The following is a 25,575-nucleotide window of genomic DNA, read 5'->3' on the forward strand; positions in this document are numbered from 1 at the left end:
CGCAGCTATAGCGTGCGCGACAGCGGATTAACTGTTAATTGTCAAATAATTCCCGTTTGTGTTTCTACTTCTCTCATGTCAAAGCGATAGTTTTCAATCACAGGATTAGCTAGCATGGTGTCACAAATACGATCAAGATTTTCTCGGGCAATTCTCTCGTTAGGAGCTGTAATATTTAATTCAATGTACTTACCAATTCTCACTTGTTCGACCGTACTGAATCCTAATTGTTGAAGTCCAGATTCTACAGCTGTTCCGGCTGGGTCTAATACAGAAGGACGAAGAGTAACAAAAATTTTAACTTGATATTTACTTTGCACTAGTTTTAATTGAATACTGCTACGCTAATACTATTATTTTTCTGCGATACTTGGGTATTTGCAATATTATCAAAGCATATGCAGTTCTCAAATTAGATTTAAGCACAAGAGCTTTCAACCTGAATAACTATGAGCTAAGCCACATCTATAGCGCTACGCGCAAGTAAAAAGTAAAAAGTAAAAAGTAAAAAGTAAAAAGTAAAAAGTAAAAAGTCAGTCTAAGGCTATCGCCAAGACTTACGTCTCACTTCGTTAACGCTCCGCTAACGTAGCGTGTCCGTAGGACATAAGCCTGAGACGTATGGCTTTTAGGGTTAATACATGTCCTAACCTAACTTCGTAGTGCTATATATTTGTTTTTTTTATAAAATGAAGTCCTAACGAGGTAAATTTCCGACTTACTCAGAACGAAGTAATCTTAATTTAAATGTGGGTGAAGAATTTCTCTAATATCAATTCTGCCAGTCTTCAATTATAACCAGTGGAAATTATAATTTTTTTATGAAAGTAATACGCACTCGCTCTCAAGAAAGAGTTTTGAGGCTACTCAAAACAATTAAACACAGTATTTCTGCACAAGATATTTATATTAAATTGCGTAAAAGAAACCAAGGGATAGGTTTAGCAACGGTTTATCGCTCTTTAGAAGCCTTAAAACTTGAAGGCTTAGTACAAGTAAGAACCTTGAGTAATGGTGAGGCAGTTTACAGCTTAATAAAACAAGATAAACATTATTTGACTTGCCTGCAATGTGGTAATTCTATTCCCATTAAGCAATGCCCAGTTAATCAACTAGAAAGTGATTTGCAAAATAATCATAACTTTAAAATCTTTTATCATACCTTAGAATTCTTCGGTTTATGTAATCACTGTCAAATACAACAAGCAGCAGAAGAAACTGCATGAACTCATCATCTTATTGAAGTTGTTGACATACATGGAAACAAAATATTGCTCTCCCTTCCCTGTTCTCTGTTTCCTTTCATCAACGTTCGGCTTATCGCCTTCTAAGTGTGGAAATTTTAAAGTAAATTGATTTTAAAAGTTAAGAGTTAAGAGTTTGAAAAATCAAAACCCTTAACTCTCAAATTTCAATAACCTAAACTTTCTATGACAGCTGGTTATTGGTTAGCGGAGAAATTTAAATATTGGAAAGTCGGAACAATATCGAAAAAATTTATTAACTAAAATTTCCGTTACTACTAATGCTAGCATCAACCTGACTATCGGAAACTATTGATCTGATGCCTTCTAAAGTACCAGGAATAGTGCGAGGATCCATAAACATAACCTTGCTACTACCACTTTTACCGATCGTTGCTCCCATGTCAAGATATCCCAAAGCAAGTAACACTTCTAAAGCTTGTTTGGCTGTGGCATGAGTTTGCATTTTTTGGGAGATAATATCTGTGGCTTCAGCGATAGCTTGGGCTTGAAGAATCTGTTGTTGGCGCTCTGCTTGGGCTCTAAGTACTACAGCTTTTTGATCCGCTTCTGCTCCCAGAATTACAGCTTTTTGATGGGCTTCTGCTTCTAATACTTGAGCATCAGCTTTACCTTTCGCGGAGTTAACAGCAGATTCCCTTTCCCCTTCCGAAGTTAAAATAGCTGCGCGTTTACGTCTTTCTGCGGACATTTGGAGTTCCATTGCTTCCAACACTGCTGGTGCAGGAATAATGTCTCGCAGTTCCACCCTTGTCACTTTTACGCCCCAAGGATCGGTAGCAATATCCAAATCTCTTAATAAAATTTCATTAATTTGAGCGCGAGCGGTAAAGGTATCATCAAGCTCGAGTTTACCCATTTCGGCGCGGACTTGGGTTAGTACCAAATTTGTCATGGCTGAATGGAGATTTTCGACTTTATAGTAAGCTTTCTCCATATCCACAATCCGCCAATATACAACTGCATCTACGGTAATTGAGACGTTATCGCGGGTAATACATTGCTGGGGAGGAATATCTAAAACTTTTTCTCGGATAGTTTGTTTGTAAACAATATTGTCTAAAAAGGGGACAACAAAATTTAACCCTGGTTCTAATTTCTTGTTGTAGCTACCTAATCTTTCGACTAAAGCCTCATTACCTTGGTTTACAACTTTAACCGAACCAACTAGACCTGAACCCCCAAATACCAACAATATTAATAAAAATAATTGCTCCATTTTGATTCTCCCTATTTTTGATTTGGTGATTTTGATTTGGTGATTTTGATTTGGTGATATTTATTTGGTGATAATTGAATCTGGCAGTAATTTGATCGGGTAACTATTTAATTTGGTAATGTTTTGACTTGATAATTTGTGGATTTGCTAATTCTTGGATTTAGTGATTCTTGGATTTGGTGATTCTTGAATTTAGTGATTATTGGATTTACTAATGTTTGATAGTTTGATTTGGTAATAAATATTAAGAATGTAAAAGATTTTCAGGCATCACTATTAAAGTTGTACCTTCTCGTCCTACAACATATACTGGTGCGTTGGGTGCGATCGCTAATTTTGCATCGTCACATCTCGCTCGCCAGGAACTACCTTCATACAAAACTCTCCCAGCTTTACCCGGAGGAATTTCTGTTAAAGTTTCAGCAATAATTGCTTCGCGAATTTTAGATTTTCTTTTGGGGTGGGATATCAGACGCCGTGTGTATACTACCGAAAATGTGGAAAGGGATAACCAAGCCAAACCTTGTAGCCACACATTTCCAATGAACAGGGACATTATCGCAACTAAAATGGCACTGATACCCATCATCAAAGCTACAAAAGCTGTTGGTAAGAACAGTTCTGTTAAACATAGACCTGCTCCAAAGATGAGCCAGATTAAAGTAATGTTTGGCATAGTGCTGCCTTATAAATTACATTCTTGAAAATGTATGTATTTATAATTTAGATACAGTTGTCCACTAGTATATTTTGGTAAATGTATGCTAAGTATTTATACTTTACACTCCGATTCTTCACTAACCGATAACAGTGACCAGTGGAAAAACTAATATGACATAACGCGGTGAATTTTTAGTACAAGCGCGCAAAGGTAATTTAGTTACTGGCTGCGCGTTAGCAAATTAACTAATGTTAACTGTGGAAGACTATTAATCATATATAGTCTAATCTAAATTTTTTGAATTTGGCGGTAAGTTTTCATCTAAGTTTACTTGTTTCATTTTTTATTTTTTGTTTTTCGATTCTTAATTTTTACTAACTAACTCTTAATTCTTAATTCTTACCTCCTGATTCTTAACTCTTGATTATTAATTATTAATTCTTAAGCTCTTGGATTTATACTGGTATGATTTCTAGCCAAATAACTCAATCAACAATTTATTGCACTAACCCGGAGTGCGAGTTTCCCATTAATCAAATCGGCAATACTTTTTGTGCGGGCTGTCAAACACCTCTAATTCGACGTTATTTGTGGGCTGTTGGGGATGGAGTAGAGCAAGTACCATTGGGAGAAAAAATGGGGGAGCGATACGAAGTGATTGCACCTCGTCTATGGCTCGACACTAAACCTGGTATGTCGCCATATATACCTGAAGCTGATTCTTTACCGCCGGAAATAATTCCATATTCTCCACTGTATTCTCTGCGGTTACACTTACCGACTATTTATGGTTTTACTAAGCTACCAACAGGTACGGATAATATTATTTTGTTAGACAATTTACCTGTAGATGAAACTGGCGGTCTTTATCCATCAATTACTGATTCATGGGAAAAAGTAAGTCCGGTTCGTCAAGTATATTGGTTATGGCAAATTCTCCAATTGTGGACGCCACTTAAGGAGCAAAATGTTGCAAGTAGTCTGTTAGTCGCGGATAATTTGCGCGTTCAAGGTTGGTGTGTTCGATTATTAGAACTTACGGCAGATTCCTTATCTGATACTCAGTCACTGAGTATTAAAAAATTAGCAGAGACCTGGCAAAGTTGGGTAAAGCTAACTAAGTCAAATGTATCGACGGTGTTACAGGAAGTAATCACCCAAATGCAGAGTGATGAGGTAGAGCTAACAGAAATTCAGCACCAACTTAATCAATTACTACTTTCATTAGCTGGCGAATTACCCCTAACTTTGGAACTTGTCGGTGGAACAGATACTGGTCCAGTCTTAAGTAAAAATGAAGATGCTTGCTTTCCCCTAAGTAAAGATGCTGATGATTCCTTATTACCCAACTTAGCAGTTATTTGCGATGGAATTGGTGGACATCAAGGGGGCGAAGTTGCTAGTAATTTGGCGGTACAGTCGGTAAAATTACAGATACAAGCCTTTTTGAATGAAATTGCGCTACAAAAAGAACTAACATCTCCAGATTTAATAAAGGAGCAACTACAAGCAAGTTTACGGGTTGTAAATAACTTAATTTATACAGCCAACAACGAACAAAACCGCGTTGCCAGGGAGCGAATGGCGACCACCATTGTTATGGGGGTTCAAGTACCGCAGTCAGTGCAGACTTTTTCGGGTCGGAAGTCGGGAAATGCCCATGAATTGTATATTGTTAATGTGGGTGATAGTCGTGCATATTGGATTACTGCTGAATATTGTCAGTTGCTGACTGTAGATGATGATGTAGTGGGAAGGGAAGTACGAAGTGGACGTCGTTTATATCAGCAAGCATTGCATTGTGAGGATGCTTCTGCTTTAACTCAAGCTTTGGGAACGAAAGACGGAGAATTATTGCAACCATCGGTGCAAAGATTCATTGTTGAAGAAGATGGTTTGTTGCTACTATGTTCCGATGGGTTAAGCGATAATAATTGGGTACAACAGTCATGGCGGAGTTTTGCTGTTCCAGTTTTAGCTGAGCAGGTTTCCTTGCAAGAAACTTTAGATTCTTGGATCCGATTAGCAAACATGAAAAATGGTCATGACAATACTTCAATTGTTTTGATTCATTGTCGGGTATCTCCTGAATATCCATCCCTGAGCAGTCATCTTCTAAGTAGTGATTCCCTTAGTACTAATTCTTTAAGTGATAATTCTTCAGATAACATAAGTGAAACAATTGCATTTACTGAATCTGCTTCAGAATCTGAAGTTAAACATCTAGATCTGGATTTAGATTTAACTTTACCGGACCCAGAAGAAGATATTTCCTCAACAACTCCAATCTCAGAAAGTTCTACACCAGAAAGTTCAACCCCAGATAATTCAAGTTCTGAAAAAGTTGCATCTCCCAAAGGTTCTAAGAAGGGTACTTCCCTCGGGGTATTAATATTGAGTTTAAGTTTACTGGGTTTAATATTTGCAAGTGCTGCGGGAATCATTTTCTGGAGACGAAATTCTCCGAAAACTTTCAACCAAACTTGTAAGCAACTTCCACCAGTTTTAGAGGAAATTTGTCCACCGCAGGGTGAGGAGTAAGGAGTAAGGAGTAAGGAGTAAGGAGTAAGGAGTAAGAAGTAAGGAGTAATGTTAGCGCCTAGCGTTAGCGTACTGTAGGTATTGCGGGGCGCGACCTAGCGTAAGCGTACTGTAAGTATTGCGCACAGTAATGAGTGAGGAGTAATAAGTAATGAGTGAAGAATTTCTAATTAGCAATTACCGATTACCAATTACCGATTACCGATTACCAATTACCGATTACCAATTACCGATTACCGATTACCGATTACCGATTACCAATTACCGATTAGCAATTACTAATCATGCTTGATTTTACAGTTTGGGATGAATTACTTCGTCGGTATATAAACGAAAAGGGACTGGTAAATTATGCTGCTTGGAAACGGGAACAACCCCAGGTACTGGCTAATTGGTTGTCGAGTCTCCAGGGTATGGAACTTAATTCAGATGCTAGTTCTTCAGAACAGTTAGCATTATGGATTAATTTGTATAATGCATTTACCATTGCAACAATTTTAGAAAAATATCCCATCAAGTCGGTTCTTCCCAAAATTTTTGATCGTATTCCTAACTGGATTGCTTTTTTGTGGTTTTTTCAACGTCGAATTTATGATGCTTTTGGTAAAAGTTATAGTTTGGCTGAAATCGAAAATCAAATTCTTCGCCAAGATTTACAGGAACCACGAATTCATTTTGCTATTGTTTGTGCTTCGGTCGGTTGTCCCCTACTGCGATCGCAAGCTTATCTTCCCGAACTAGTTGAACAGCAATTAGATGAAGATGCTCGTCGTTTTATTAATAATCCCGATAAGGTTCAATACAATTCTGCTTCGGGAACTCTTTACTGTAATAAAATCTTCAAGTGGTATCGCCAAGATTTTCTGTCGGTAGCAAATTCAATTCCAGAATATATTCGTTCCTATCTAGAAACAGATTTACCTTTAACTGCGAATACAGCGATCGCTTACCTCTACTATGACTGGAGTTTAAATCAACGAATATCTTGATAAAACCGTTTGAGATAATTTGCATCTACACCTATTCCCCATAAAACCCCGATGTAAATGTAAATTGCAGTTGCTTTCCAAGCACCCCACCGAGCTACCCGACGGTCGGAACTTTGCACTATGCGGTTAACTAAACGAATTCGTCCTTTGCGAGCAAGTTTGCAACATAAATTTCCATCTTCCATGATGGGTAAATTGTCATCAAATCCCCCACATTCCCAAAAATCATTGCGACGACAAAATATTACTTGATCTCCAAATAACAAACGTAATCCTTTCCAAAATGAAAGAGGTTTGAAAATTAAAGGAGCGTAATAAGTTTTCAAGTAATTATGTAGAGAAATTCCCCACCGCGTTGAATTAGACCCAACCATCAGAGAAATAAATCCTCCAGCAGCAACTTTTGGATCTGTTAGGGTTTTTTGAATAATTGCGATCGCATCATTTGGTAACCAAGTATCCGCATGCAAAAAACAAAGAATATCTCCTGTTGCAATATCTGCACCTTGATTCATTTGAATGGAACGACCGCGCTTTGAACTAAATATAATTTTTGTTTTGATTGATTGGGAAAATAATTCAAAACTAGTTTTTACCCGATCTACTGTTTCATCTTCGCTTCCTGCATCGATGACTATAACTTCGTGAGGTGGAGGGTTGAGTACAGTTAATTGCTGTAACGTCTGTTGAATTGTGCTTTCTTCGTTTAGAGCAGGAATAATTATCGAAACGTCCGACATCAAATATGGCGCTGCGCGCAAGTCATTAGCAAAGCGTGTCCGTAGGACATAAGTCAAAAGATTATTAATTTACAAGGAGTTGCGGTACTCTGGTTTGAGTAGTTTTCCCCATACTTTATTATATGGGTGTACCGACTTCACTGATTGGTTTTTCTGAAAAATTGGTCTTTCTTCATTTACCCATTGGAAGATACCACCACTCAAATTATAAACGTGAGAAAAACCGCCTTTGACCAGAGAATTTGCAACATCAGCACTGCGATAACCGATGGAGCAATAAACCACGATTGGTGTATCTAATAGAATTATTTCTTCAAAGGCTGAATTATCTGTTTCCCCAAAATTCTTTGTAGAGACGCGCCAGAGGCTAACGCCGACGCCGCAGGCTCTGGCGCGTCTCTACAGAAATCCTGTACAAACGTAAACGATTGAGCTGCTTGAAGATGACTCAGTGCATATTCTTCGCTGGAACGTGCATCAAGTAATAATGGGTTTGATTTTTCTGGGTCTTTGAGCCACAAATCTAATTCTTGGGTTGTTAGTGACTTTACTTTGGGAAATTGTAATTTGATGAGAATTTGTAGGAGATTTAGGGTTATTGTTCGCCAAGGTGAGAACATTGACTAAATAAACAATGATTTATTGGGGTTTTTATAAGTACAGAAAAGGAGCAAAAGTTTAGCTTAAAAAATTAGAAATCAAACATTATGCCTCGTCAACCTCGTCTACTCAAATCAGGATATTCTTATCACATCACAACTCGATGCAATAATCGCGAGTTTAATTTAACCCGTCACGAATGTCGTGAAGTATTTATCTACACCCTCAAAAAAGCTATAGATAAATATGGCTTCAAGCTTTATGCTTTGTGCATTATGAGTAATCATGTGCATTACGTTTTAGAACCAGCACAACCAGAAGACTTACCCAAAATCATGCATTGGCTCAACTGGTATACTGCAATGTGCTTTAACCAGATGCTCAATCGTAAAGGACATTTTTGGGAAAAAAGATATCACAGCAGCGCATTTGCAAATACTGATTACAAAAGAGCATTAAATACATTGCGCTACATTCATGCAAATCCTAAAGCTGCCCAAATGCAAGCAGGATTTTTCTACGATTTTAGTAATTATGGCATACATGACAGGTTAACAGATGATGGCATTACACAATGGCATCCCGCTTTTTTATCTTTAGGACGGACTTTAGATGAATGTGCGAAAAGATATCGCGGATTTTGCAAGAAATATAAACCGAAAACCAAACCAGCAAAAAGTTATAGTTGGGGTCAAAAATTCTTACCCAAAGTGGTTAAAGGTAAGAATAAAAAAACCTCCCCAGGACAAACAAGATTACCTTGGGCGCAATGGGAACCAACAAATCCAGAAGTACAAGAAGTTGCAGAAAAATTCGTAATGGCAAACTGCTATGACGCAAAAATCGCGATGCAGTTTTTCAATGATGTGTAACAAGTTTAATTATTTTGTGCTTGCGCCCTTACCCCTATAGCTGCACGAACTGTTTTGCTCGCCGAGACCAGGTCTGTTATGTCCTTACGGACACGCTAGAGCCTGAACCACACCTTAGGTAAACGACGAATGTACGGCAGATCCGCTAATGACTTTTGAATTTTGATTTATGTCCTACGGACACGCTACGCTAATTGGTGGTGGTGCCAGGTATCGAATTACTGAAAAGCTTATGTTTCCGTAGAAATATCCAGTTTTACAAATATTCATGAAAGACTGAAGCGCCTATATGTTACAGTTTACAAGTCTCTGCGCGAGAGAAGAGAACTGCAAAACAATTAAATGTAGTCGTAGAAGAAGTGACCGTGCACACGGCACGGCAAGGAAGATTCCCACTCTGTGCTGATAGGTTAAAGGTATAATCTTTGTACTCCAACCACCTACCTCCTCTCCTCCAGGCAACGCGATCACCAAAATTATTGAATACTCTCTCATTATACAGTCTTTTTCCACCTAGACTTTGGTAAATATCTTTCTGAACGCTAAAGCCAAATTTTCCATTACTAGTAGACACCCAGAACCTATCAATAATACCCAAATCTTCACAAGGGAAATTATCAATAGCTTCCTCATCTAAATAACTTTCTGTTTCTCTGTTAGCTACCCTAAGCATCACTGTCAAAGTTTCTTCATCAGCCTTTTTCCATTCACCCCGCATCAGATATTCTGCTAGCTGTTTATACTTCAAAGGTAATTTACATCTAACCAAACTAATTCCAGTTTTATTATCAAAATTAGTTTCCCCCATCCGATACTCGTGTAGCTCTTTTGGAGTCGGTAATCTGTACCATGTCAGCTGTTCATCAAGTTGATTCGTTAAATCTCTTAAACTTAACCAACAACAAAACTGATTTGCATCTTCTATCGTAATTCCATCAACTTTATTCTTTGCTGTTCCTTTGGGGAAACTTTGATTTTGCCAATCCTGCGGTATTTTATCGTATCCAGTTTCTAGGAGAAATAATTTATATTCTGCACAGGTAATATTATAATCTTTATTAATTTCAATATTCTCATCAACCCGCGTAAAATTCCTTAAGCGTCGCGCTAATTTTACCTCAGCAGCTAACTTAAATATTTCTTCATCATCTGATTCTAAACCTGCATCAAGTTTACTTACTAATTCCTCTCTTACTTGTTTATCAATTCGCCAACCTTCCTCTTCATAATCCGCAATTACTAAAAATGCATTAATTGAGGGTGAAGGCTTATTAATAACTGCATTAACAATATTAGTTGCATTTTTTGCTTGTGCAGCATATAAACTAATCGTTTCTGACCACCAAGTTTTATCAATATTATTAATTAAGATATGTTCTTGATTTGATTCACTTATTTCAACCGCAGCTAAATACTCCTGAAAACTTAAATGTGCAAATTCATATTCTTCAGCTTCCTTGTCACCTACCAACAAGCTATAAACATCGAGAATTTTTGTGATGAAATCTTTCGCTTTATTTAGTTTTGGCAAGGTTGATAACTGCCCAGATATCCAATTTTCAGCTTGTTCTAATGTAAATTCCCGCCTCTCGTTTTGCATTAATTTCAATGCTAACACTTGCAAAATCGATTGTTGTTGTCCAGCAGTTAACCCATCGGGTATCTTCTTTGCCTGTTGACGTTTTTCCAGTAATATTTGACAAATATCTTTGTAGAGTTCAACTCGTTTCCCTGGTAAAACATTTCCCCGACGGTGAACAGTCGCAATCATTTTGAGTAACAATGGATTTACAGCCATTGCAATCAAAGGAGGACTATTGACAATCCGCTCTATTAAATTATTTGCTTGTTGTTCTGCAGCATCTTTAACTCCACCATCACATTGTCCCCCACGGCTTTTAATTTCGGTTTGTACATACCAGCGCTGTAAAAAATCTGTAATTTGTTCGCGATTAAATGGCTGAACTTCCAATACTTGCTTAGATGAGATTTGCAAGCGTGCTGTTGCATAACCATTGGGACGGGAAGTGAGAACAAAAACCATATTTTGGTAGCTTCTCATTTGATTATCTACCCAATCTCTTACTTTTCCGCGCTGCTCTTCATCCGCAACTTCATCTAATCCGTCCAGCATGATGATAAATTTGTTTTGTTTTAAGTTTCTCTCCACCCAATTAGATGGTGGATTTAGACTTTGACCATTGATTTTTAATTTTTCTATTTGTTGTTGGATTAATGTCTCTAATGATAGACTTTGATTTTTAATAATTTCGTTGCGTATCTCGCGCATGTAGAATAAAACTGGAATTAATTTTGGTGCTTTGCGGTTAATATTTTGCTGTTGTTTCGTTACGTAAATCAGCGTCAAATGTCTCAATAATGTCGTTTTACCCGAACCTGGTCTGCCTAAAATAACTAATATTTTATACAGACTTATCCGTTTATCATTTTTTGCTGCTAAAAAATCCCAAATTGTTGTTTCTGATGAAGATTGATTCTGCAACTCAGTAATAATATCTTGTTTAATATTATCTGAGTAATTTGCTGCTATTTTCAGAGGAACAAAGACTTTTTGTAATTCCAAAGTAAACTCGTTATCTAAACCTTGAGTTTCATCATCTCGACATTTGTATTCTAAGGCTTTGTAATAATCACGTTTAAAAGGTGAGAACAAATCTTCTACTTTTGAGAATAAATCTTTTAACTTATTGATAATTAATTCACTTATTTTACTTGCCTGTCGATTTTGTTCATCTCCCCAAAATTCTGAGACATTTCTAATTACTTCCACTAAAAAATCTCGTCCTGCCAGTAAAATAACAGATATTAAAGTAAAAATAAAAGATATAAATGCTGCATTTAAATTGGCAACAATAAAATAGTGGAATGTGAGAAATACTCCAATACCGGAAAACAGCCACAATAAGATATTTTGCCAATATTTGGGAATTAATAAAAAGCTCGGTACGATCGCACCAAAACCACATAATATTAACGATATATAGCCAAACGGAATAGTAGATTCTTCAGGAATTATATTAAGTTGCAATAAGGCATAAATTACAGCACCCATCAAAAACAGTAAAAATCCACCGATCCAATTGGATTGTGAATTTACTTGAAATTGTGAATTTTCATTGCTTGTGGTTGAATTTTGTTGTAGATTATTTACCAAAAAAGTGAAAGTGGAAAGTGCAACAACACTAATAACCCAAATTATTATTATGCCCTTGTCACTAATATATACATTAATGGATGGTAATTCTCTGTTTAAATAAAGTACAATAGTATTTGCTGTTACTGTCCCAAGACTTAGTAAATAGTTACTAATAAGATTTGGTAAATTATTCTTTCTTTGAGCCATACTTCTTGAGTACTTTTTTTTAGTATTTTTATATCTTTAATAAATAATACACAGTAAAAACCTATCTTTTCGCAAATTAATTATGAAATCTATCTGCTGATATTTTGCACTTTTAAAGACAGGCTATAGATCTCACTACTTTTCTGTATGAGAATTAATTCTCTGGCGGCATGGATATTAATGTTATTAAATGTAAAAAGATAAGGTGCGTTACGCTGCGCTAACAGCACCCTACAAATCGTCAAAGAATAAAAAATTTTCAAGTATTAGGTATTTTGAATTAGGCTCTCTTCAAATTCTTAAATAAACTAATTATCACCAAAGCTGTTACACACAACAAAGCCACAATCATGATGATATGGTTTTCCCAATTTTTGATCGCGATCGCAATTAAAGCCCAAATAGTTACACCTGTATAAGTAAGATCTCGATTTTGGAAGATAGTAACTATAGAAATTGCAGCAGCGACCAACATCATAATTACAGTCCAAGCTTGATCAGGTATACCCCAACCATTCCAATTTTGAGCGTACAAAGCACAGGCGACATTAACAACCGTAGCAACGCTAATCCAACCCAGATAAATACCCATGGGATAATGAACGCACCATCTTTTAACACGAGATATCGCAGTCTTACTAGTTCCCAAATGCAGATATGTCGCAATCAATGGTAGCAAAATTACAAGCATTGCGACTACTGAAAGTGTAAATAAACGAAATGAAAATAGATATACCCAAATACTTTGAGCAATAGATGCAATTACTAAAAAATACCCGATTTTACGTAAATCGGGGTTATTTCTCTGGTTAGGTAAAACTTGATAAGTCGCGAAAGCAAATAATCCTAGGTAGATTAGTCCCCAAATAATAAATGCATAATTAGCAGGAATAATCAAAACTTCTTTGAACAAAGTATTAGAGATTTGACCAATAGTAAGTCCATTCAATGGAAAAATATTTGATGCAACGTTGACAATAAAAGCAAGAATAATTGCAATCAGAGTAACAATTTGTCGGAGAAAATCCCACTGGTTACTAGATGAAGAGTGCTGCATGGTAATGAGAGCAAGGTGTTTATATTTTTAAATATAACTGAGGTTTAGATATTATTTGTATATGAAAATCCGAATAAAAAAGCTACTCAAAATGTCTAAGAGTGAGCAGCTTTATATAAAAATTAATTTTTAGATTTTAACCCTGACCATTTTTTCAGAAGTCTATTCCTCCAAAGGAGCTATTTGAGGAACAGGACCATCCGTACCACCAGTTTTTAATACTAATTTTCTTCCTTGGCGATCAAAAGCATTTCTTCCAGGACTTAGCCTTACACTTGCAACTCTGTATCCTTGACCAATAATTTCATCATATTTGACTAATGGATGACGTACTCTACGTCTCAATTTAAAACAACGTCGAAAACTAAATTGTCCTTTTGAGCGTAGGAAAGATTTCCTTCTTCCAAGATTGAAGTCAACTCCACGATTTGTTCTGTTTATGAGAGTATACCTGTAACAACGTCGTCTAATTTTGGTTGGACGTATTTCTTGTGCAATTGCACTATCAAGAAATATCATTCCTCCTAACATTGATGCTAAAGCTGCACCACCAAATAGAATATGCTTTAGATTTATTTTTTTTGTTGTAATTTTCATAGTTTGACCTTTAAATAAAGAATAGAAATAAATAGAGTTTTTCGCTTTTCTGCTGATTGTGTATTTATTTCGTAATACCAATCTATCTTTTAGATATCGGTTACTAGTTACGTATTTTTCGGAATAAAGATAAAAAACAATTAAGTATTTTTAGATATTTGCAACTTTAGGTTGATATATCTTAATAAAAGAACCATTTTTGGGAATAAAAATTATTTAGATACAGCAAAAGTAGCAAGTAAACATCTAAGTCATTACTTGCGATAGGAATCATATTTAATTTGTGAACAGATTACTTATGTCGCGTCTCTACAATATTGACTAAATTTATTAGATTTGAATTTATGTAAGACTTTTATCTTTAGTCTTAGACCACTTTACACTGCTGTGCTTTTCTCCAAGCATTCGGAGTCTTTTTATAGTAATCGTGAAACTGTTCGTAGAAATGATTAATATTTTGATAACCTACATCTAAAGCAATTTGTTTGACTGAGTAGTTAGTTTCTAAAAGTAAACGCTTTGCTTCTACTATCCGACGTTCGATAATCCAATTGTTAACTGTTTTCCCTGTCAATCTTTTTACTAAATCAGTTAAATAAGCAGAGGAGTAACCTACAGCTTGAGCTACTTTTTTTAAGCTAATAGGTTGGTCGTAGTTCAATTCAATAAACTCAAATACTTCCTTTAGTCTAGAATTCGATGGGAATATGGACTCAGAAGAATTTGATTCTTTACTTGCTGCAGTACTAAAAATTTTATTATTTGCTAACTGAATTCTAATAGAGTCATTTTTTGCATTAATAACCTCAAATCCTGCCTTTTTTAGGCATTTAACTACCAAATTTTTGGTTTTAGTATGTTCATTACTGAATACAATCTTAATCATTGTTTCTTAAAATACTTGAGATAAATCATAGGTAGTCCTATTATTTCTTCACTAAAGAACGACCCTATTTACCTCAAATAGTCTAGATATTTAATAAAAGTTATTGTTTTATTAACCACTGATATGAATTACTTAGATGCTTTCCCTTGGGTAATCACGTCACATCTAAGATCCTTTATGGCTTCCGAACTGGAAATACAATAAACTTGTACTGATTTAATTACAGCATCATCACGAAATTCCTTTGTTTGGTTATATTCCCCCTGTGGAGATTTGTAGATACCTGCAAAATTTTGAGGTGATGTTGAGGGACGAAAAGCGAGATTTTTTGGTTGATTTGCAAAACTGACAGACTCTCGAGACTCATTAGCAGTGCTGTAAGCTAGAGTTGCTTCACCGTAAGTAGCTTGTGCATCTTTAATTGTTGTTCCGACTCCTACTCCTTTATCCGTACGATAATCAGGGTTGTCAGTAATTATCGTTGTAATAACATCGGAATCAGAGAAAGTTGTGTTAGCAGGATAAATAATGTGATATTGGGTTTTTCCATCTTTATTTACTGCGATCGCGTCAAAGTCCACCATGAAAGGTGATTTCACCTCAAATTTGACTTCGGAACCTAAGGATTTTTTCAGTTCTCCGTAAGTCATTCCTAAGCGCGCATCACCAATTCCTTGGGGAGATATGAGTTGAGAAGAGTTGACCTTAGTTGTTTTTGATTTCGAAACTACATCTTTGCTGGGATTTTTTGGGGTTTCTTCGGGAATAGTTGTAGAAGTCGGTGGGTTACAAGCAGCGAGAGTTACTAAGATGCTGATAATAAATAATGGATAAAGTAAAATATTTTTGGTTTTATTCTTTTTACCCCACTCAAAAATACTATTTGATGAAATATTATTCATTTTCTTTCCCATACATTTTTCAGATAAATTAGGCACTATTTTAATCTTTAAATTATCTAAATACAGTCTTCTTTCTCTGAAAGATGGTGGAGATTTAATAAAAATTAGTAAAACTCTGCATATAAAAGTTTTGATATTTTCCTAAGTTTAGATATGTCACACTCAGCGCTAAAAAAAGTCAAATTAAAAGCATTATTAGTACTAAAAAAACCCGATTTGCATGAAATCGAGTTTTTTTACACTCAGGTAACATTTGGTAGATGGCAAAAGTAAATAATCCTAGGTAAATTAGTCTCCAAATAATAAAGGCATAATTAGCAATCAAGAGAATTTACTCCCAAAGCAGTACAGAGGGTAATAATTCTGGATATGCCAACCGCAGCAACTGATAGCCAATCCCAGCTGTACCCTGAAAGAAGCCAGGGTTAAACACGGAATTGGGCAAGTTGGCAAACAGTTGATAAGCTCCTGTTTGGTTGGCTCTAGCAACGATATTGGTTGCTTGTTGCAGAGCAACCTGACGCAAATCTGGACTATTGAGTCGCTGGGCTCCAACCAAAAGAACCTCTACTCGACCTAAGTTCCCACAGCACAGATGGTCAATCGCCTGCAATCCATGCTTCTGAGTTGTTTGCAGCGCAATTTCAATTTCACGCTTGATTTCGGGAGTCTCCACAATTCCTAGGCACCCTAAACGCCCCAAACCGATTCCGGCAGCCCCGTGGCACCACTGAACTGCAAAGCCAGGGTTTCTGCCTTCCAAGCTACGGAAATCAGCCCAATTGCCATGTTTCTCTGAGAAGACACTACGTTCATACTCAATACCTTCTAGGGCGGCTTCTAAATAGTTCTGGTTGTGGGTGGCGGTGTAGAGTCGCAACAAGGCGTAGGCAACTCCGGCTGCTCCGTGGGAGAAGCCAGTGAGCGGTCCTTTGGCAACCGTATTCCAAGCTTTAGGCGCACCATCTTTACTTACTTGCTTGTTGATGAGATGTTGTCCACAGGTGATCGCTTTTTCTAAAACTGTAGTTTCAGCCGTCGCTTCATAGAGAGACAATAACCCTAAAATTGTTCCGGCTGCTCCGCCCATAATATCCAACTGTCGATCTGCGGCAATCAGTTCTGGGGTAATCCAACTGGCAAACCTACCTGCATCAGTTAACAAGGTCCCATCTTTGAGAAATTGACTCGCCTTTACTAGGGCATAAATAATTGAGCCTAAACCAGTTGCACCCCCTATTCCGGTAAGCCGAGCAAAGCGTTGCTGGGCTTCTAAGTCCAATATTTCCAGTTGCTGCCGTAGGGGCTTTAAGACGCGTAATGCTAACTCACTAAATTGAGGTTCGTGAGTCACCTGATAAAGTCCAGCAAAGAATAAGGCAACCCCACAGCGTCCATCATACAGGCTATCGCCCAGTAGTTGTAGCTGAAAGCGCTCGGCTTCAGGAACAAAGCCCATGCCAATCCAATTAAGACTGCCATCGGCATCTTCAAGCGCCCTAGCTTCAAGTTCAGTCGCAATCTTCCATGCTTCTTGAATCAGTTGTTCTGAACTGAGGGGCGGCAAAGAATATTCCTGCTGTTGTTGATGCTTATCAGTAGTAGTTTGTGCGATTCTGGCATAGAATGCTCCCTGAATAATCGCGATTTGTCGGACTAAGTCCGTTTCATCCAGAGCTTGCAGTTGTTCTCTAACCTGTTGATAACTAGCTTCTTTGAAGTATTGGGGAATTATTGAGATACCCTTCAAAGCTAGGGCATCGCTATTCGCACTAGCCGTAAAGAAGGGAATATCCAACTGCTCCATTGCCCGGAGTTCTGCCTGCAGGATGGGCCAGGCATTGGGTTTTTTCTGAGTAACTAGATAGGCATGACTGAGACGATCTAGCTCAATGCTATAGTCTACGGCATTCTTGAGATGATCTGGTGACCAAGCATGTTGCAAAATAGTGAAGTAGATGCCGGTAGCCCGGAAAACAAATCGGACTTGCTGATGCTGGAATAATGCTAATGGACTCTCTAGTGCTAATAAACTCTTCTTGTGAACCATCAAAAAGCGGTACATCTGCTCAAACCCAGCACAAAGTTGTTCTTGATAATCATTCGGAGACAAGGCAGTATCTCCTAAAAGAGGCACATTTTTCTCTATAGACCAGGTGACTGTTTGATTACGCAGGTGCATATTATCGGTGTTGATCGCTTGCCACTGTGGCACTTTTCGAGGGGCTTGCTGAGAATGGGTGCTGCCCAAACCACTGATATCGTAGGCAATGCGCTTATCGATACTGAAGTCCCAACGGGGCATCATTCCTGTGCGTAATACAGATTCCCAAAATAGTCGCAGGGACTCTGTTTCCAATGCTTGAGGTGAATTTTCGATGGGGTTGGCTTGATGGTGCTGCAAAGTTTCCGTATCGATTATTACAAGGTGTTCACCACTGGCAATCAGGTTTCCATGGTGACAGTCGGTTCCCCGTAAGACATAAATCAGACACAGTAACATACCCGCCCGTTGATAAAAGCGATCAACTGCTGCTTTGTCTTTACAGAGTTGGTGCTCGACATATTCAACCCAGCCGTAATCCCCCTGATTGAGCACCTCGATGACCTTAAAATCTAATAGTTTACTTTGGTGATTACACCAGTCGAGAAGATGATTCCATGCTACTTCCAAACTCAAATCCTTGGGTTTGTAGACTAGCTTAAGTCCTGATTCAAAGGTCAGCAGAATGACTGTGCGTCCCTGATTATGTGGATCAGAAAGGGAAGTTTTGATTTGAGAAACTTTGCCTAAAGGCTGTGGTTCTGCCTTGAATTCCCCACGCCCTGGGCTAGGGAGAGTCTCTACATTGTTATCTCGAGACTTGTTATTTGTAATTAAGCCAAATGTCTGCTCAATAGCATCCCAATCTCGAGCCAAACGCTGAATAAATTCAGTCGTTGCTTCCACCCAGAAATCCACGGCGGTTGCGAGCAATCGACCTAACACAGGGTACTTATAAAAAAAGTTGAATAAACCATTCTGTAAGAGTCCCTCAACAAAATGGTTGTATTGTATCTTGCTATTGCTGGGTTCTTCTTGTAGCCCCAGCAGGTTGAGTAAATTTTGACCAAAGGGACGAACTTTAGAGAATTCAAAATCTAGGGTCTTGCTAGAGATAGTCGCTAATCGTTGCAACAAGCTCCGTTCCAGGGAACAATACGCCTCTTTCTCTAGAATAGATAAGGGAAGTTCTGCTGAGGAAAACTGAGAAGACCCCAAAGAAGTCAGTAAATTCTGTCTAGCAACTTTAATAGCAGGTAATAAGATATCTTCAAAGACAATGGGCGCTTCTGGCTCAGTTGGCAGTAAGACTTCAGCATCAGGATTGAACTCTGTTGCAGTTTCCACGATCTGGCGCAAGGTTTCTGCCCATGTTGGCAAAGCCTGTTCGCCTGCCAGTTGTACTGTTCCCAATCGAGGACGAACGGTGTCGAGGTCTAAATTCTCCCACTGTAAGCGTTTCTGCAAAGTTGATAGTTTACTTTCATGGGCAATGGTCTGACACCAACGATTGAGTCGATCAAGAACGATTTGTTCGTTTGTCTTTTCTGCCACAACGACAAAACGTTCTTGATCGAGCCGTTCCCAAAGGAAACTGGCATTGGCAATAATCATGGCGAAATCGACTTTGGTGATGTGGCGGCATTCAAAAAGCAGTTGGGACATAGGGGATTCCTCTTCTTAAATTCTGATTTGAGTTCAATGTTAGAAATCACTCAACCCAGAAATGAGTCAAGTGGCTCATTTCTGGGTTGAGGCAAACCGTTCAAGATACCCAGGTATCGAAACTGCCCAAAACCAGATGACTTTGTAGAAGTCCATCTCAGACATCGATTTTGGGCAAAAGATTTTACGCCTTTAGGCTAGAATATGGAAAAGTGTCTTATCATTTACACCGTAAATCTTTCAGGCTTCCTCACTTACACCGATCTGTGTAGCAAGGACGGCAAGTAATATCTGTCCAGTATAAGCGACGCCCCGCTACAGCTAGTAGCTTTTCTTCGCTCAGTTCAGGCAATTTATGAAGCCCCACATAAGCCAGCATTTGAGTTACATCTTCTGTTGTAAGATTTTTACATTTGTCAGTAACAGCATTTGTGACCAGTTTGACAACTTCATCTTGGGTCTTTGCCTCTTTAATTTGCTGGCATACCTCATCGTCTTTAAGCACAGCTTTAAGTTCTTCTATCATTAGTTTTTCTCCTTTATTGAGATTTTTTGTTTAGAATTTGTTAACAGAAAAGCTTTTAATTGATAATCATATAAATTAGAATTTAAATTCTAGATTATCAAAGAGTTTTAAAGCTTATTTGGTTGTTACCTTTACCTTCCATATATAAATATTATTTCGATTTAATCTTATTGATAATTAACTATTTTTGGGTAAGATAATAATTAAGTATTAAGTATTTTTAGATTATCCTCAAAAGATAAAAATTAAAAATTAAATATTTTCTAATAATTCTCTAAAATTGAACATTTATTATTTCCATAAATCTTCCAACAAAAAAAGATATTAGATTAGTAAATAGCATAATCTAATATCGGATTTAGAGAATATATTAGTTGATTAATTAGCAGCGATTGGAGTTTTTACCCGCATAACAAACACGCCGTCACTCTGAATTAGAGAAATCTGTTTAGCAAAAGCACTATGCGTTAACTTTTATATTTGGTCCTGATGCAAAAGGATTAGTCACTTTAAAATCAGAATAAATGCCAACTTCTTTACGAGAGAAGGATAGATCGACAGATAAAGGAGCTGTCCTGCAAGGATCTATACCGATACGCTTAAAGGTGACAAGAAGTGGTAAGCTTTCTTGTACCGAAACTTCAAAGTCACTTTTATCGGTGCAACCTGTACTAGTTACGGTAATAATAACCTCAGTTTCTGTTACGACAAGACCGTGTAAGACTTCAACAGATTTAGATTCTTTTTTGGTAGTAGACATAGTTTAAGTTAATCTCTTTAATGATTTACAAAAAATAATTGATCAATTGCACATAGTTTTAAATTGTGAACAATTTATATAGCAGTTCTTAATCGAATGAAGTAAACCATAAGACTGAATTACCAAGCTTTTTAGCTTCATATGTATACCTCATCAGCCAAAGAAATACTATATTTCCACCTGTTTCAGCTTTTCAAGGGGTTGTGCAAAAATCCCTAATTACTGGCGGGTGAATAGTAAATAACTCGACGCAGAGGGATATGTCAGGATTAAACCTTCATCGGTTAATTTATATTCCTTAACTTGTTGTAGAGCGTTCAAATAGCTTCTTTCTTGTGTGTCGATCTCCACACTACAAGATATTAGTGTAGAAGCTATATTCTGAATCTGAATTTTGCCAGAACTTCCATCGAGTGGTTTAACCGTGTAGTTGCTAAAGTATCGATTGCAGCCTCCACTACCGCTAATTCTGCCATCATTAAATTCTGCAGTAATTTTAGTATTCGGTAGTATTTGAGTTTCTACACCCGATTTAAGTATCCAACTTCCCTCTATATTTACTTGAGTGGAAATTACCTTATGATTCCCATCTGCATAAACTTTATAAAGGTTATAGTTTTGTTCTTCTGGTGAGAGCTTGTAACTTGCCTCTATAGATGATATGACTGGTAAAACTAAGCCATCTGGAGGTTGGGCTACGAAATCGAATTCTAATCCATTCCCAGATGATACAGGGCGTGGAATCAATTCACCATCAGTCCAGCCCCCCGTACTCACAGTTCCGGATGCTTTTATGATTGGTGATTCGGTAAGTATATATATCTTGTCTACTGTCGGCACTTTCTTCTTGGTCATATTGATCACCGTTATTTTTCTCCTTTATATTCGTTAACACACTTTATAAGACCACCTATTGCACTTATATAAGTGCTTTATTCTAAAAAAATTCTCTTTTGATTATGAGCGGCATAAACGATGAAATCGTTGTGCCCCTTTCTTCTGGTGATAGCTTATAACTTGCCTCTATAGGCGATATTACTTGTACAACAGGACCATCTGGAGGTTGGACCACGAAATCGAATTCGCATTTTCCAGCAGATGATGAAGGGCGTGGAATCAATTCGGCATCAGTCCAGCCCCCTGTGGTTATGGTTCCTGATGCTATTATCACTGGTGGCTCAGTAAGTATATCTAGTTGATCTACTGTCGAAACTTTCTTTTTGCTCATCGTTATTTTCTGCTTTATCTTCGTTAATGTACTTTATGACGTTGCCGATCGCACTATCAATTACTGCCGGGTGAATAGTAGATAACGCCACGGAGAGGGATATGGCATGATTAAATCTTCATCGGTTAATTCATATTCCCTTACTTGTTGCAATGCCTGAAAATAACTACTTTCTTGTGAGTTTATCTCCTCACTACAAAATATTTTTGTAGAGGCTATCTTCCCAATATGGATTTTGCCAAAACCGTCATCTTGTGGTTGCTGATAACTAGCATTGTATTGATTACAGCCGCCATTACCACTAAGTCTACCACCCTTGAATTCGGCAGTAATTTTGGTATTTGGTAGAAGTTGAGCCCCTATACCTGATTTAAGTATCCATTTTCCTTCTATGCTTACCTGAGTCATGAGCTAATACTCCAAAATAATAGGGTTAGATGATGTTGGGTTGAAGTAACACAACCCAATCTATTTGTCGTAGTCATCATTTTCTGCTTGTCATTAGTTGATGCTTGAAAGTGCTGTTAGACTAAGATACAGAATCTAAATCATTACAAAATCAGAAAATATATTATCGGTTAAATTATTCCAAAAATAAGCCCTTTTTATTGTTAGATGCATAAACTATAAAATGGTTGTTTACCATTACAATTCCAGACTTGTAAGTTGCATCTATAGGCAACATTACTTGTGTAACAGGACCATCTGGAGGTTGTGCTACAAAATCGAATTCGCATTTTCCACCAACACATGATGAAGGACGCAGAATCAATTCTGGATCTTTCCAGCCTTCCGTGTTCACGGTTCCGACTGCTCTTATTGAATCCTGATATATATGTATCTCCTGTACTTCAAAAATTTTCTTTTTGGTCATTTTTATTTTTCCCTTTGATAATTTGAGTTTTACTTAAGACACTAAGTATGGGGAAACTAGTATAAGTATTCAATTTCTTTCTATGTTTGCCTGAGTCAGAGCTAATACTTCAAAATACTATTGTTTAATTAGGTTAGATATTTTTCCTCACCCCGACTTATACAAGTGCCATATTCCTAAAAAAATTCTCTTTTGATTGCGATCTGCATAAATGATGAAATCCTTATGTCCCCTTTCTTCTGGTGAAAGCTTGTAAATTGCCTCTACAGGCGATATTACTTGTGAAACAAAACCATCTGGAGGTTGAGCTACGAAATCAAATTCTAATCCTTTTCCTAATGATGCAGGACGCGAAATTAATTCGGCATCTTTCCAGCCCTCCATGTTCACAGTACCGTATGCTCTTATGCTCTCTTGAGATATATCGATAGTATATATAATCCCCACCAGCCTTTTCATTTAAATCAGTTTCAATCTTGTCATACCCTGAAGGTGTTGCAGTGTCTTTGCCGAATATAACCTTTATGTCTCTAATAAAATTTCTTTCTTCACTTCCTTTTTTGAAACAGAGCCAGATATATTTGCCACCAGCGCCTCATGTTTAAATCAACAGGAATTTTCTGGAATCCCTGTGGTGCTTCGGTGTATTCTCCTTTTATCACCTTAAGATCTGTAATTGCAACTGTCATAAATCTTGATTCCTTGAATAATTGAGATTTATTGTTTAGAAAATATGAAGAGAAAAGCATTTAATTAATAATAATAGGAATTCAAATTTAAATCCTAGATTATCAAAGATTTTGAAAACTGATTTGCTTCTTCTCTTTGCTTCACATATATAAATATTATTTTGATTCAATAATATTGAAAATTAAATATTTTTAGGTAATATCCTAATTAGAAATTAAATATTTTTAGATATTATTCCAAATATCAAATAGAATGTTCAATATTTTCTAAGCATTATCTACAATTTATAATATTCAATTACAATAAATCTTATAATAAAAAAATACTAGATTATGATATTCAATAATCTAGTACAAATTTAGATAATATTTTATTTGATTCATTAGCAACTCATAGTTAATTTCTTAGTAAAACTTTATAATAATGTATAAAACCTTGTTTTTCTCTCCAACTTTTAAGAATAGTTCTGTGATAATTTTGTTGAACCCTTAACTTAAATAATCAATAATAATTAGGGCTTACTGTTCGCGTAGCGTTAGCTAAAAAAATAGAATTTTGCGAATCTAGAAGCCACAAAGCTTGCAAAATATTAGTTTTATCCCTTAGTTTCTAATTTATCCAGGGATATCGGGGACTAAAGTGCAAGGTTGTTAAGACTATAAACGTTATTTCTTTGCACTTGTTTGGTCCAAAAAGCTTAAAACCCTTGTCTGTTATAACTTACACTGTTGTTCAGTAAGCCCTAATAACTATTCCCGTCAAGCATTCAAGCTTTGCCGATCAAGGTAGCAAATAGCGCGAAAACGTAAACCAATTAATTGGTCATAAAGAGGATTGAATTTACACAAGGGTGGTATGTAGATAATTAGTTCCCCAAATAGTTTTATTTCACTTTCAAATGGGCAAGAAGCTGGGATTACTCGGCACAAAAATCGTGCCAATTTGTAATTATGAATTTCGAGCGCATCAAGTTTTTTTCGTATCGGTAAAAGTAAATCTAATTTATGTATGTTCATACTACATTTCCTTTAGATTACAAATTTGATGATGAGATAAGTTCAAAGTTGCTCTACACGTAACTCGGTTAAAAAAACCTTTTTATCTGAAAGAAAGTAGAATTTTAATATAACTTTATAAAATAGTATAATTAGTTTGAAGTGTTATATACAGCACATGTTTGTATGAAAAAACATTGTCCTGATTAGTACTTTTATAGCGTGTCACGCTAGTGACAAAACACCTTGGGCTATTAAGGGAGTGAAGGAATGGTTGTGGATTTTTGCTTCTACAGATTTTGCTCTATTTCATGCCGCAGATACACCTTCTCGTGCAGAACTGGAGAATATTCTTGGCTTGAAATACAGTGGTTTACTTAGTTCAGACGATTATTGTGTCTATAATGGCTATGATGTGAAAGCTCAACAGAAATGTTTGGCACATCTACGCCGGCACTTCAAAAAACTGATTAAGCTTCCAGGTTTGAATAACCAACAAATTGGGGAAAAGTTCGTCAAACTAATTGATGAAGCATTTAAGAATTACAGCTTATTTCAAAAAAACCAAAATTCAAGAGAATTTTTTTCTTGGGGTTCCAAGTTTAAAGTTAAAGTTGAATCCTCCATTGGTAAGTGGCTCAATAAAGCAGGAGGAGATGCAGGCAGACTTTTACGTTCCTTACGAGATAAAGCTCATCAATGGTGGTATTTCTTAGACCATCCAGAAGTCCCTCCAGATAATAACTTGGCAGAGCGAACGCTTAGGCTAGCAGTAACAAAAAGAAAAGTTAGTGGAGGTTCCCGTTCCATGGAGCGGTTTAAAAATACTGCCAATTTATTGACGGTAGTACAAACTTGTCGTCGTCAAGAACGTTCCGTAATTGAATTTTTTGAGCAAGCTATAAAAGCTATGGCGAATCATGATGTGCAACCACCATCTTTAATACCTCAAGTTGAGACCTGAATCCTTACCATTTTGATTCCCCTTTTTTTCTAACAATTTAACTGAATTAATAAGCAAAAATGTGAATGAAAATAATGACAATGAATCCAATTTTTGCTTATTTTTTAATAACTATTTTATGCTGACTGCACTCTAG

At 36.8% G+C, this 25,575-nt stretch carries 27 protein-coding genes and 1 pseudogene; 8 read left to right on the forward strand and 20 right to left on the reverse strand.

What is annotated here, in order from left to right; translation table 11 throughout:
• Positions 1 to 41: 41 nt before the first annotated feature.
• Positions 42 to 320 carry a phosphoribosylformylglycinamidine synthase subunit PurS gene (gene purS, locus QNJ50_RS09160; RefSeq protein ID WP_300634411.1) on the reverse strand — a complete coding sequence of 93 codons (279 nt, stop codon included), beginning with the start codon at positions 318 to 320 and terminating at the stop codon, positions 42 to 44.
• Between the two features lie 501 nt (positions 321 to 821).
• On the opposite strand from purS, the gene QNJ50_RS09165 reads away from it, so the two are divergent.
• Positions 822 to 1,226 (forward strand): Fur family transcriptional regulator, encoded by a 405-nt coding sequence (locus QNJ50_RS09165; protein ID WP_300634414.1) that lies wholly within the window; start codon positions 822 to 824, stop codon positions 1,224 to 1,226.
• Between the two features lie 274 nt (positions 1,227 to 1,500).
• On the opposite strand, the gene QNJ50_RS09170 is transcribed toward QNJ50_RS09165, so the two are convergent.
• Entirely contained in the window at positions 1,501 to 2,484 is a 984-nt protein-coding gene (locus tag QNJ50_RS09170) for an SPFH domain-containing protein (RefSeq protein WP_300634417.1), read from the reverse strand.
• Between the two features lie 244 nt (positions 2,485 to 2,728).
• Positions 2,729 to 3,160, reverse strand: a complete 432-nt coding sequence (locus tag QNJ50_RS09175; RefSeq protein ID WP_300634420.1) for an NfeD family protein — start codon at positions 3,158 to 3,160, stop codon at positions 2,729 to 2,731.
• Positions 3,161 to 3,610: 450 nt separating this feature from the next.
• On the opposite strand from QNJ50_RS09175, the gene QNJ50_RS09180 reads away from it, so the two are divergent.
• From QNJ50_RS09180 to QNJ50_RS09190, 3 genes are all read left to right on the forward strand, one after another.
• Positions 3,611 to 5,686, forward strand: a complete 2,076-nt coding sequence (locus QNJ50_RS09180) for a PP2C family serine/threonine-protein phosphatase (RefSeq protein WP_300634423.1) — start codon at positions 3,611 to 3,613, stop codon at positions 5,684 to 5,686.
• A gap of 151 nt (positions 5,687 to 5,837) precedes the next feature.
• Positions 5,838 to 5,978 carry an alpha/beta hydrolase gene (locus QNJ50_RS09185; protein ID WP_300634425.1) on the forward strand — a complete coding sequence of 47 codons (141 nt, stop codon included), beginning with the start codon at positions 5,838 to 5,840 and terminating at the stop codon, positions 5,976 to 5,978.
• Positions 5,971 to 6,675, forward strand: a complete 705-nt coding sequence (locus tag QNJ50_RS09190; RefSeq protein ID WP_300634428.1) for a DUF547 domain-containing protein — start codon at positions 5,971 to 5,973, stop codon at positions 6,673 to 6,675. The genes QNJ50_RS09185 and QNJ50_RS09190 overlap by 8 nt, the downstream gene beginning before the upstream one ends.
• Here the strand turns inward: QNJ50_RS09190 and QNJ50_RS09195 are convergent.
• From QNJ50_RS09195 to QNJ50_RS09205, 3 genes are all read right to left on the reverse strand, one after another.
• Positions 6,660 to 7,415: a TIGR04283 family arsenosugar biosynthesis glycosyltransferase gene (locus QNJ50_RS09195; RefSeq protein WP_300634432.1), complete on the reverse strand. Its 756-nt coding sequence runs from the start codon at positions 7,413 to 7,415 to the stop codon at positions 6,660 to 6,662. The two genes, QNJ50_RS09190 and QNJ50_RS09195, sit on opposite strands and share 16 nt — an antisense overlap.
• Positions 7,416 to 7,484: 69 nt before the next feature.
• Complete coding sequence (locus tag QNJ50_RS09200; RefSeq protein ID WP_300634435.1) at positions 7,485 to 7,700, reverse strand: rhodanese-like domain-containing protein; 216 nt, start codon at positions 7,698 to 7,700, stop codon at positions 7,485 to 7,487.
• 20 nt (positions 7,701 to 7,720) lie between these two features.
• A complete protein-coding gene (locus tag QNJ50_RS09205) occupies positions 7,721 to 8,035 on the reverse strand; it encodes a hypothetical protein (protein ID WP_300634437.1) in 315 nt (104 codons plus the stop codon).
• Between the two features lie 87 nt (positions 8,036 to 8,122).
• Between QNJ50_RS09205 and QNJ50_RS09210 the strand changes: the two genes are divergently transcribed.
• Positions 8,123 to 8,887 carry a transposase gene (locus tag QNJ50_RS09210; RefSeq protein WP_300634439.1) on the forward strand — a complete coding sequence of 255 codons (765 nt, stop codon included), beginning with the start codon at positions 8,123 to 8,125 and terminating at the stop codon, positions 8,885 to 8,887.
• Positions 8,888 to 9,179: 292 nt separating this feature from the next.
• Here the strand turns inward: QNJ50_RS09210 and QNJ50_RS09215 are convergent, their stop codons facing one another.
• From QNJ50_RS09215 to QNJ50_RS09240, 6 genes are all read right to left on the reverse strand, one after another.
• Positions 9,180 to 12,251 carry a GUN4 domain-containing protein gene (locus tag QNJ50_RS09215; protein ID WP_300634441.1) on the reverse strand — a complete coding sequence of 1,024 codons (3,072 nt, stop codon included), beginning with the start codon at positions 12,249 to 12,251 and terminating at the stop codon, positions 9,180 to 9,182.
• A 280-nt stretch (positions 12,252 to 12,531) separates the two neighbouring features.
• Entirely contained in the window at positions 12,532 to 13,308 is a 777-nt protein-coding gene (locus QNJ50_RS09220) for a tryptophan-rich sensory protein (RefSeq protein ID WP_300634443.1), read from the reverse strand.
• Between the two features lie 162 nt (positions 13,309 to 13,470).
• A complete protein-coding gene (locus QNJ50_RS09225; protein ID WP_300634445.1) occupies positions 13,471 to 13,905 on the reverse strand; it encodes a hypothetical protein in 435 nt (144 codons plus the stop codon).
• Positions 13,906 to 14,272: 367 nt separating this feature from the next.
• Positions 14,273 to 14,791, reverse strand: coding sequence for an AraC family transcriptional regulator (locus tag QNJ50_RS09230; RefSeq protein WP_300634447.1), 519 nt, complete (start codon positions 14,789 to 14,791; stop codon positions 14,273 to 14,275).
• 128 nt (positions 14,792 to 14,919) lie between these two features.
• Complete coding sequence (locus QNJ50_RS09235; protein WP_300634449.1) at positions 14,920 to 15,693, reverse strand: hypothetical protein; 774 nt, start codon at positions 15,691 to 15,693, stop codon at positions 14,920 to 14,922.
• A gap of 331 nt (positions 15,694 to 16,024) precedes the next feature.
• Entirely contained in the window at positions 16,025 to 19,096 is a 3,072-nt protein-coding gene (locus tag QNJ50_RS09240) for a type 2 lanthipeptide synthetase LanM family protein (RefSeq protein ID WP_300634452.1), read from the reverse strand.
• Between the two features lie 11 nt (positions 19,097 to 19,107).
• On the opposite strand from QNJ50_RS09240, the gene QNJ50_RS09245 reads away from it, so the two are divergent.
• Together QNJ50_RS09245 and QNJ50_RS09250 are read left to right on the forward strand one after the other, a co-directional pair.
• Entirely contained in the window at positions 19,108 to 19,251 is a 144-nt protein-coding gene (locus QNJ50_RS09245) for a hypothetical protein (protein ID WP_300634455.1), read from the forward strand.
• A gap of 55 nt (positions 19,252 to 19,306) precedes the next feature.
• Entirely contained in the window at positions 19,307 to 19,492 is a 186-nt protein-coding gene (locus tag QNJ50_RS09250) for a hypothetical protein (RefSeq protein WP_300634458.1), read from the forward strand.
• A gap of 160 nt (positions 19,493 to 19,652) precedes the next feature.
• Here the strand turns inward: QNJ50_RS09250 and QNJ50_RS09255 are convergent, their stop codons facing one another.
• The 8 genes from QNJ50_RS09255 to QNJ50_RS09290 all read right to left on the reverse strand — a co-directional run bounded on the left by QNJ50_RS09255 (position 19,653) and on the right by QNJ50_RS09290 (position 24,496).
• Positions 19,653 to 19,928, reverse strand: coding sequence for a Nif11-like leader peptide family natural product precursor (locus QNJ50_RS09255; RefSeq protein WP_300634461.1), 276 nt, complete (start codon positions 19,926 to 19,928; stop codon positions 19,653 to 19,655).
• 460 nt (positions 19,929 to 20,388) lie between these two features.
• Positions 20,389 to 20,688 carry a hypothetical protein gene (locus tag QNJ50_RS09260; protein ID WP_300634464.1) on the reverse strand — a complete coding sequence of 100 codons (300 nt, stop codon included), beginning with the start codon at positions 20,686 to 20,688 and terminating at the stop codon, positions 20,389 to 20,391.
• A gap of 219 nt (positions 20,689 to 20,907) precedes the next feature.
• A complete protein-coding gene (locus QNJ50_RS09265; protein WP_300634467.1) occupies positions 20,908 to 21,543 on the reverse strand; it encodes an META domain-containing protein in 636 nt (211 codons plus the stop codon).
• An 82-nt stretch (positions 21,544 to 21,625) separates the two neighbouring features.
• On the reverse strand, positions 21,626 to 21,916 hold the full coding sequence (locus QNJ50_RS09270; RefSeq protein ID WP_300634471.1) for a hypothetical protein: 291 nt from the start codon (positions 21,914 to 21,916) through the stop codon (positions 21,626 to 21,628).
• Positions 21,917 to 21,976: 60 nt separating this feature from the next.
• Positions 21,977 to 22,324: an META domain-containing protein gene (locus QNJ50_RS09275; protein WP_300634474.1), complete on the reverse strand. Its 348-nt coding sequence runs from the start codon at positions 22,322 to 22,324 to the stop codon at positions 21,977 to 21,979.
• Between the two features lie 175 nt (positions 22,325 to 22,499).
• Positions 22,500 to 22,790 carry a hypothetical protein gene (locus QNJ50_RS09280; RefSeq protein WP_300634477.1) on the reverse strand — a complete coding sequence of 97 codons (291 nt, stop codon included), beginning with the start codon at positions 22,788 to 22,790 and terminating at the stop codon, positions 22,500 to 22,502.
• A 147-nt stretch (positions 22,791 to 22,937) separates the two neighbouring features.
• On the reverse strand, positions 22,938 to 23,174 hold the full coding sequence (locus QNJ50_RS09285) for a hypothetical protein (protein WP_300634480.1): 237 nt from the start codon (positions 23,172 to 23,174) through the stop codon (positions 22,938 to 22,940).
• 1,064 nt (positions 23,175 to 24,238) lie between these two features.
• Positions 24,239 to 24,496 (reverse strand): Mo-dependent nitrogenase C-terminal domain-containing protein, encoded by a 258-nt coding sequence (locus QNJ50_RS09290; RefSeq protein ID WP_300634483.1) that lies wholly within the window; start codon positions 24,494 to 24,496, stop codon positions 24,239 to 24,241.
• Positions 24,497 to 24,710: 214 nt separating this feature from the next.
• Here QNJ50_RS09290 and QNJ50_RS09295 point away from each other — a divergent pair.
• A pseudogene (locus QNJ50_RS09295) lies at positions 24,711 to 25,439 on the forward strand (transposase); the annotation flags it as partial.
• Positions 25,440 to 25,575 lie beyond the last annotated feature (136 nt).

This window comes from Mastigocoleus sp. MO_188.B34 (genome assembly GCF_030065675.1).
In the GTDB taxonomy this organism is placed as follows: domain Bacteria; phylum Cyanobacteriota; class Cyanobacteriia; order Cyanobacteriales; family Nostocaceae; genus Mastigocoleus.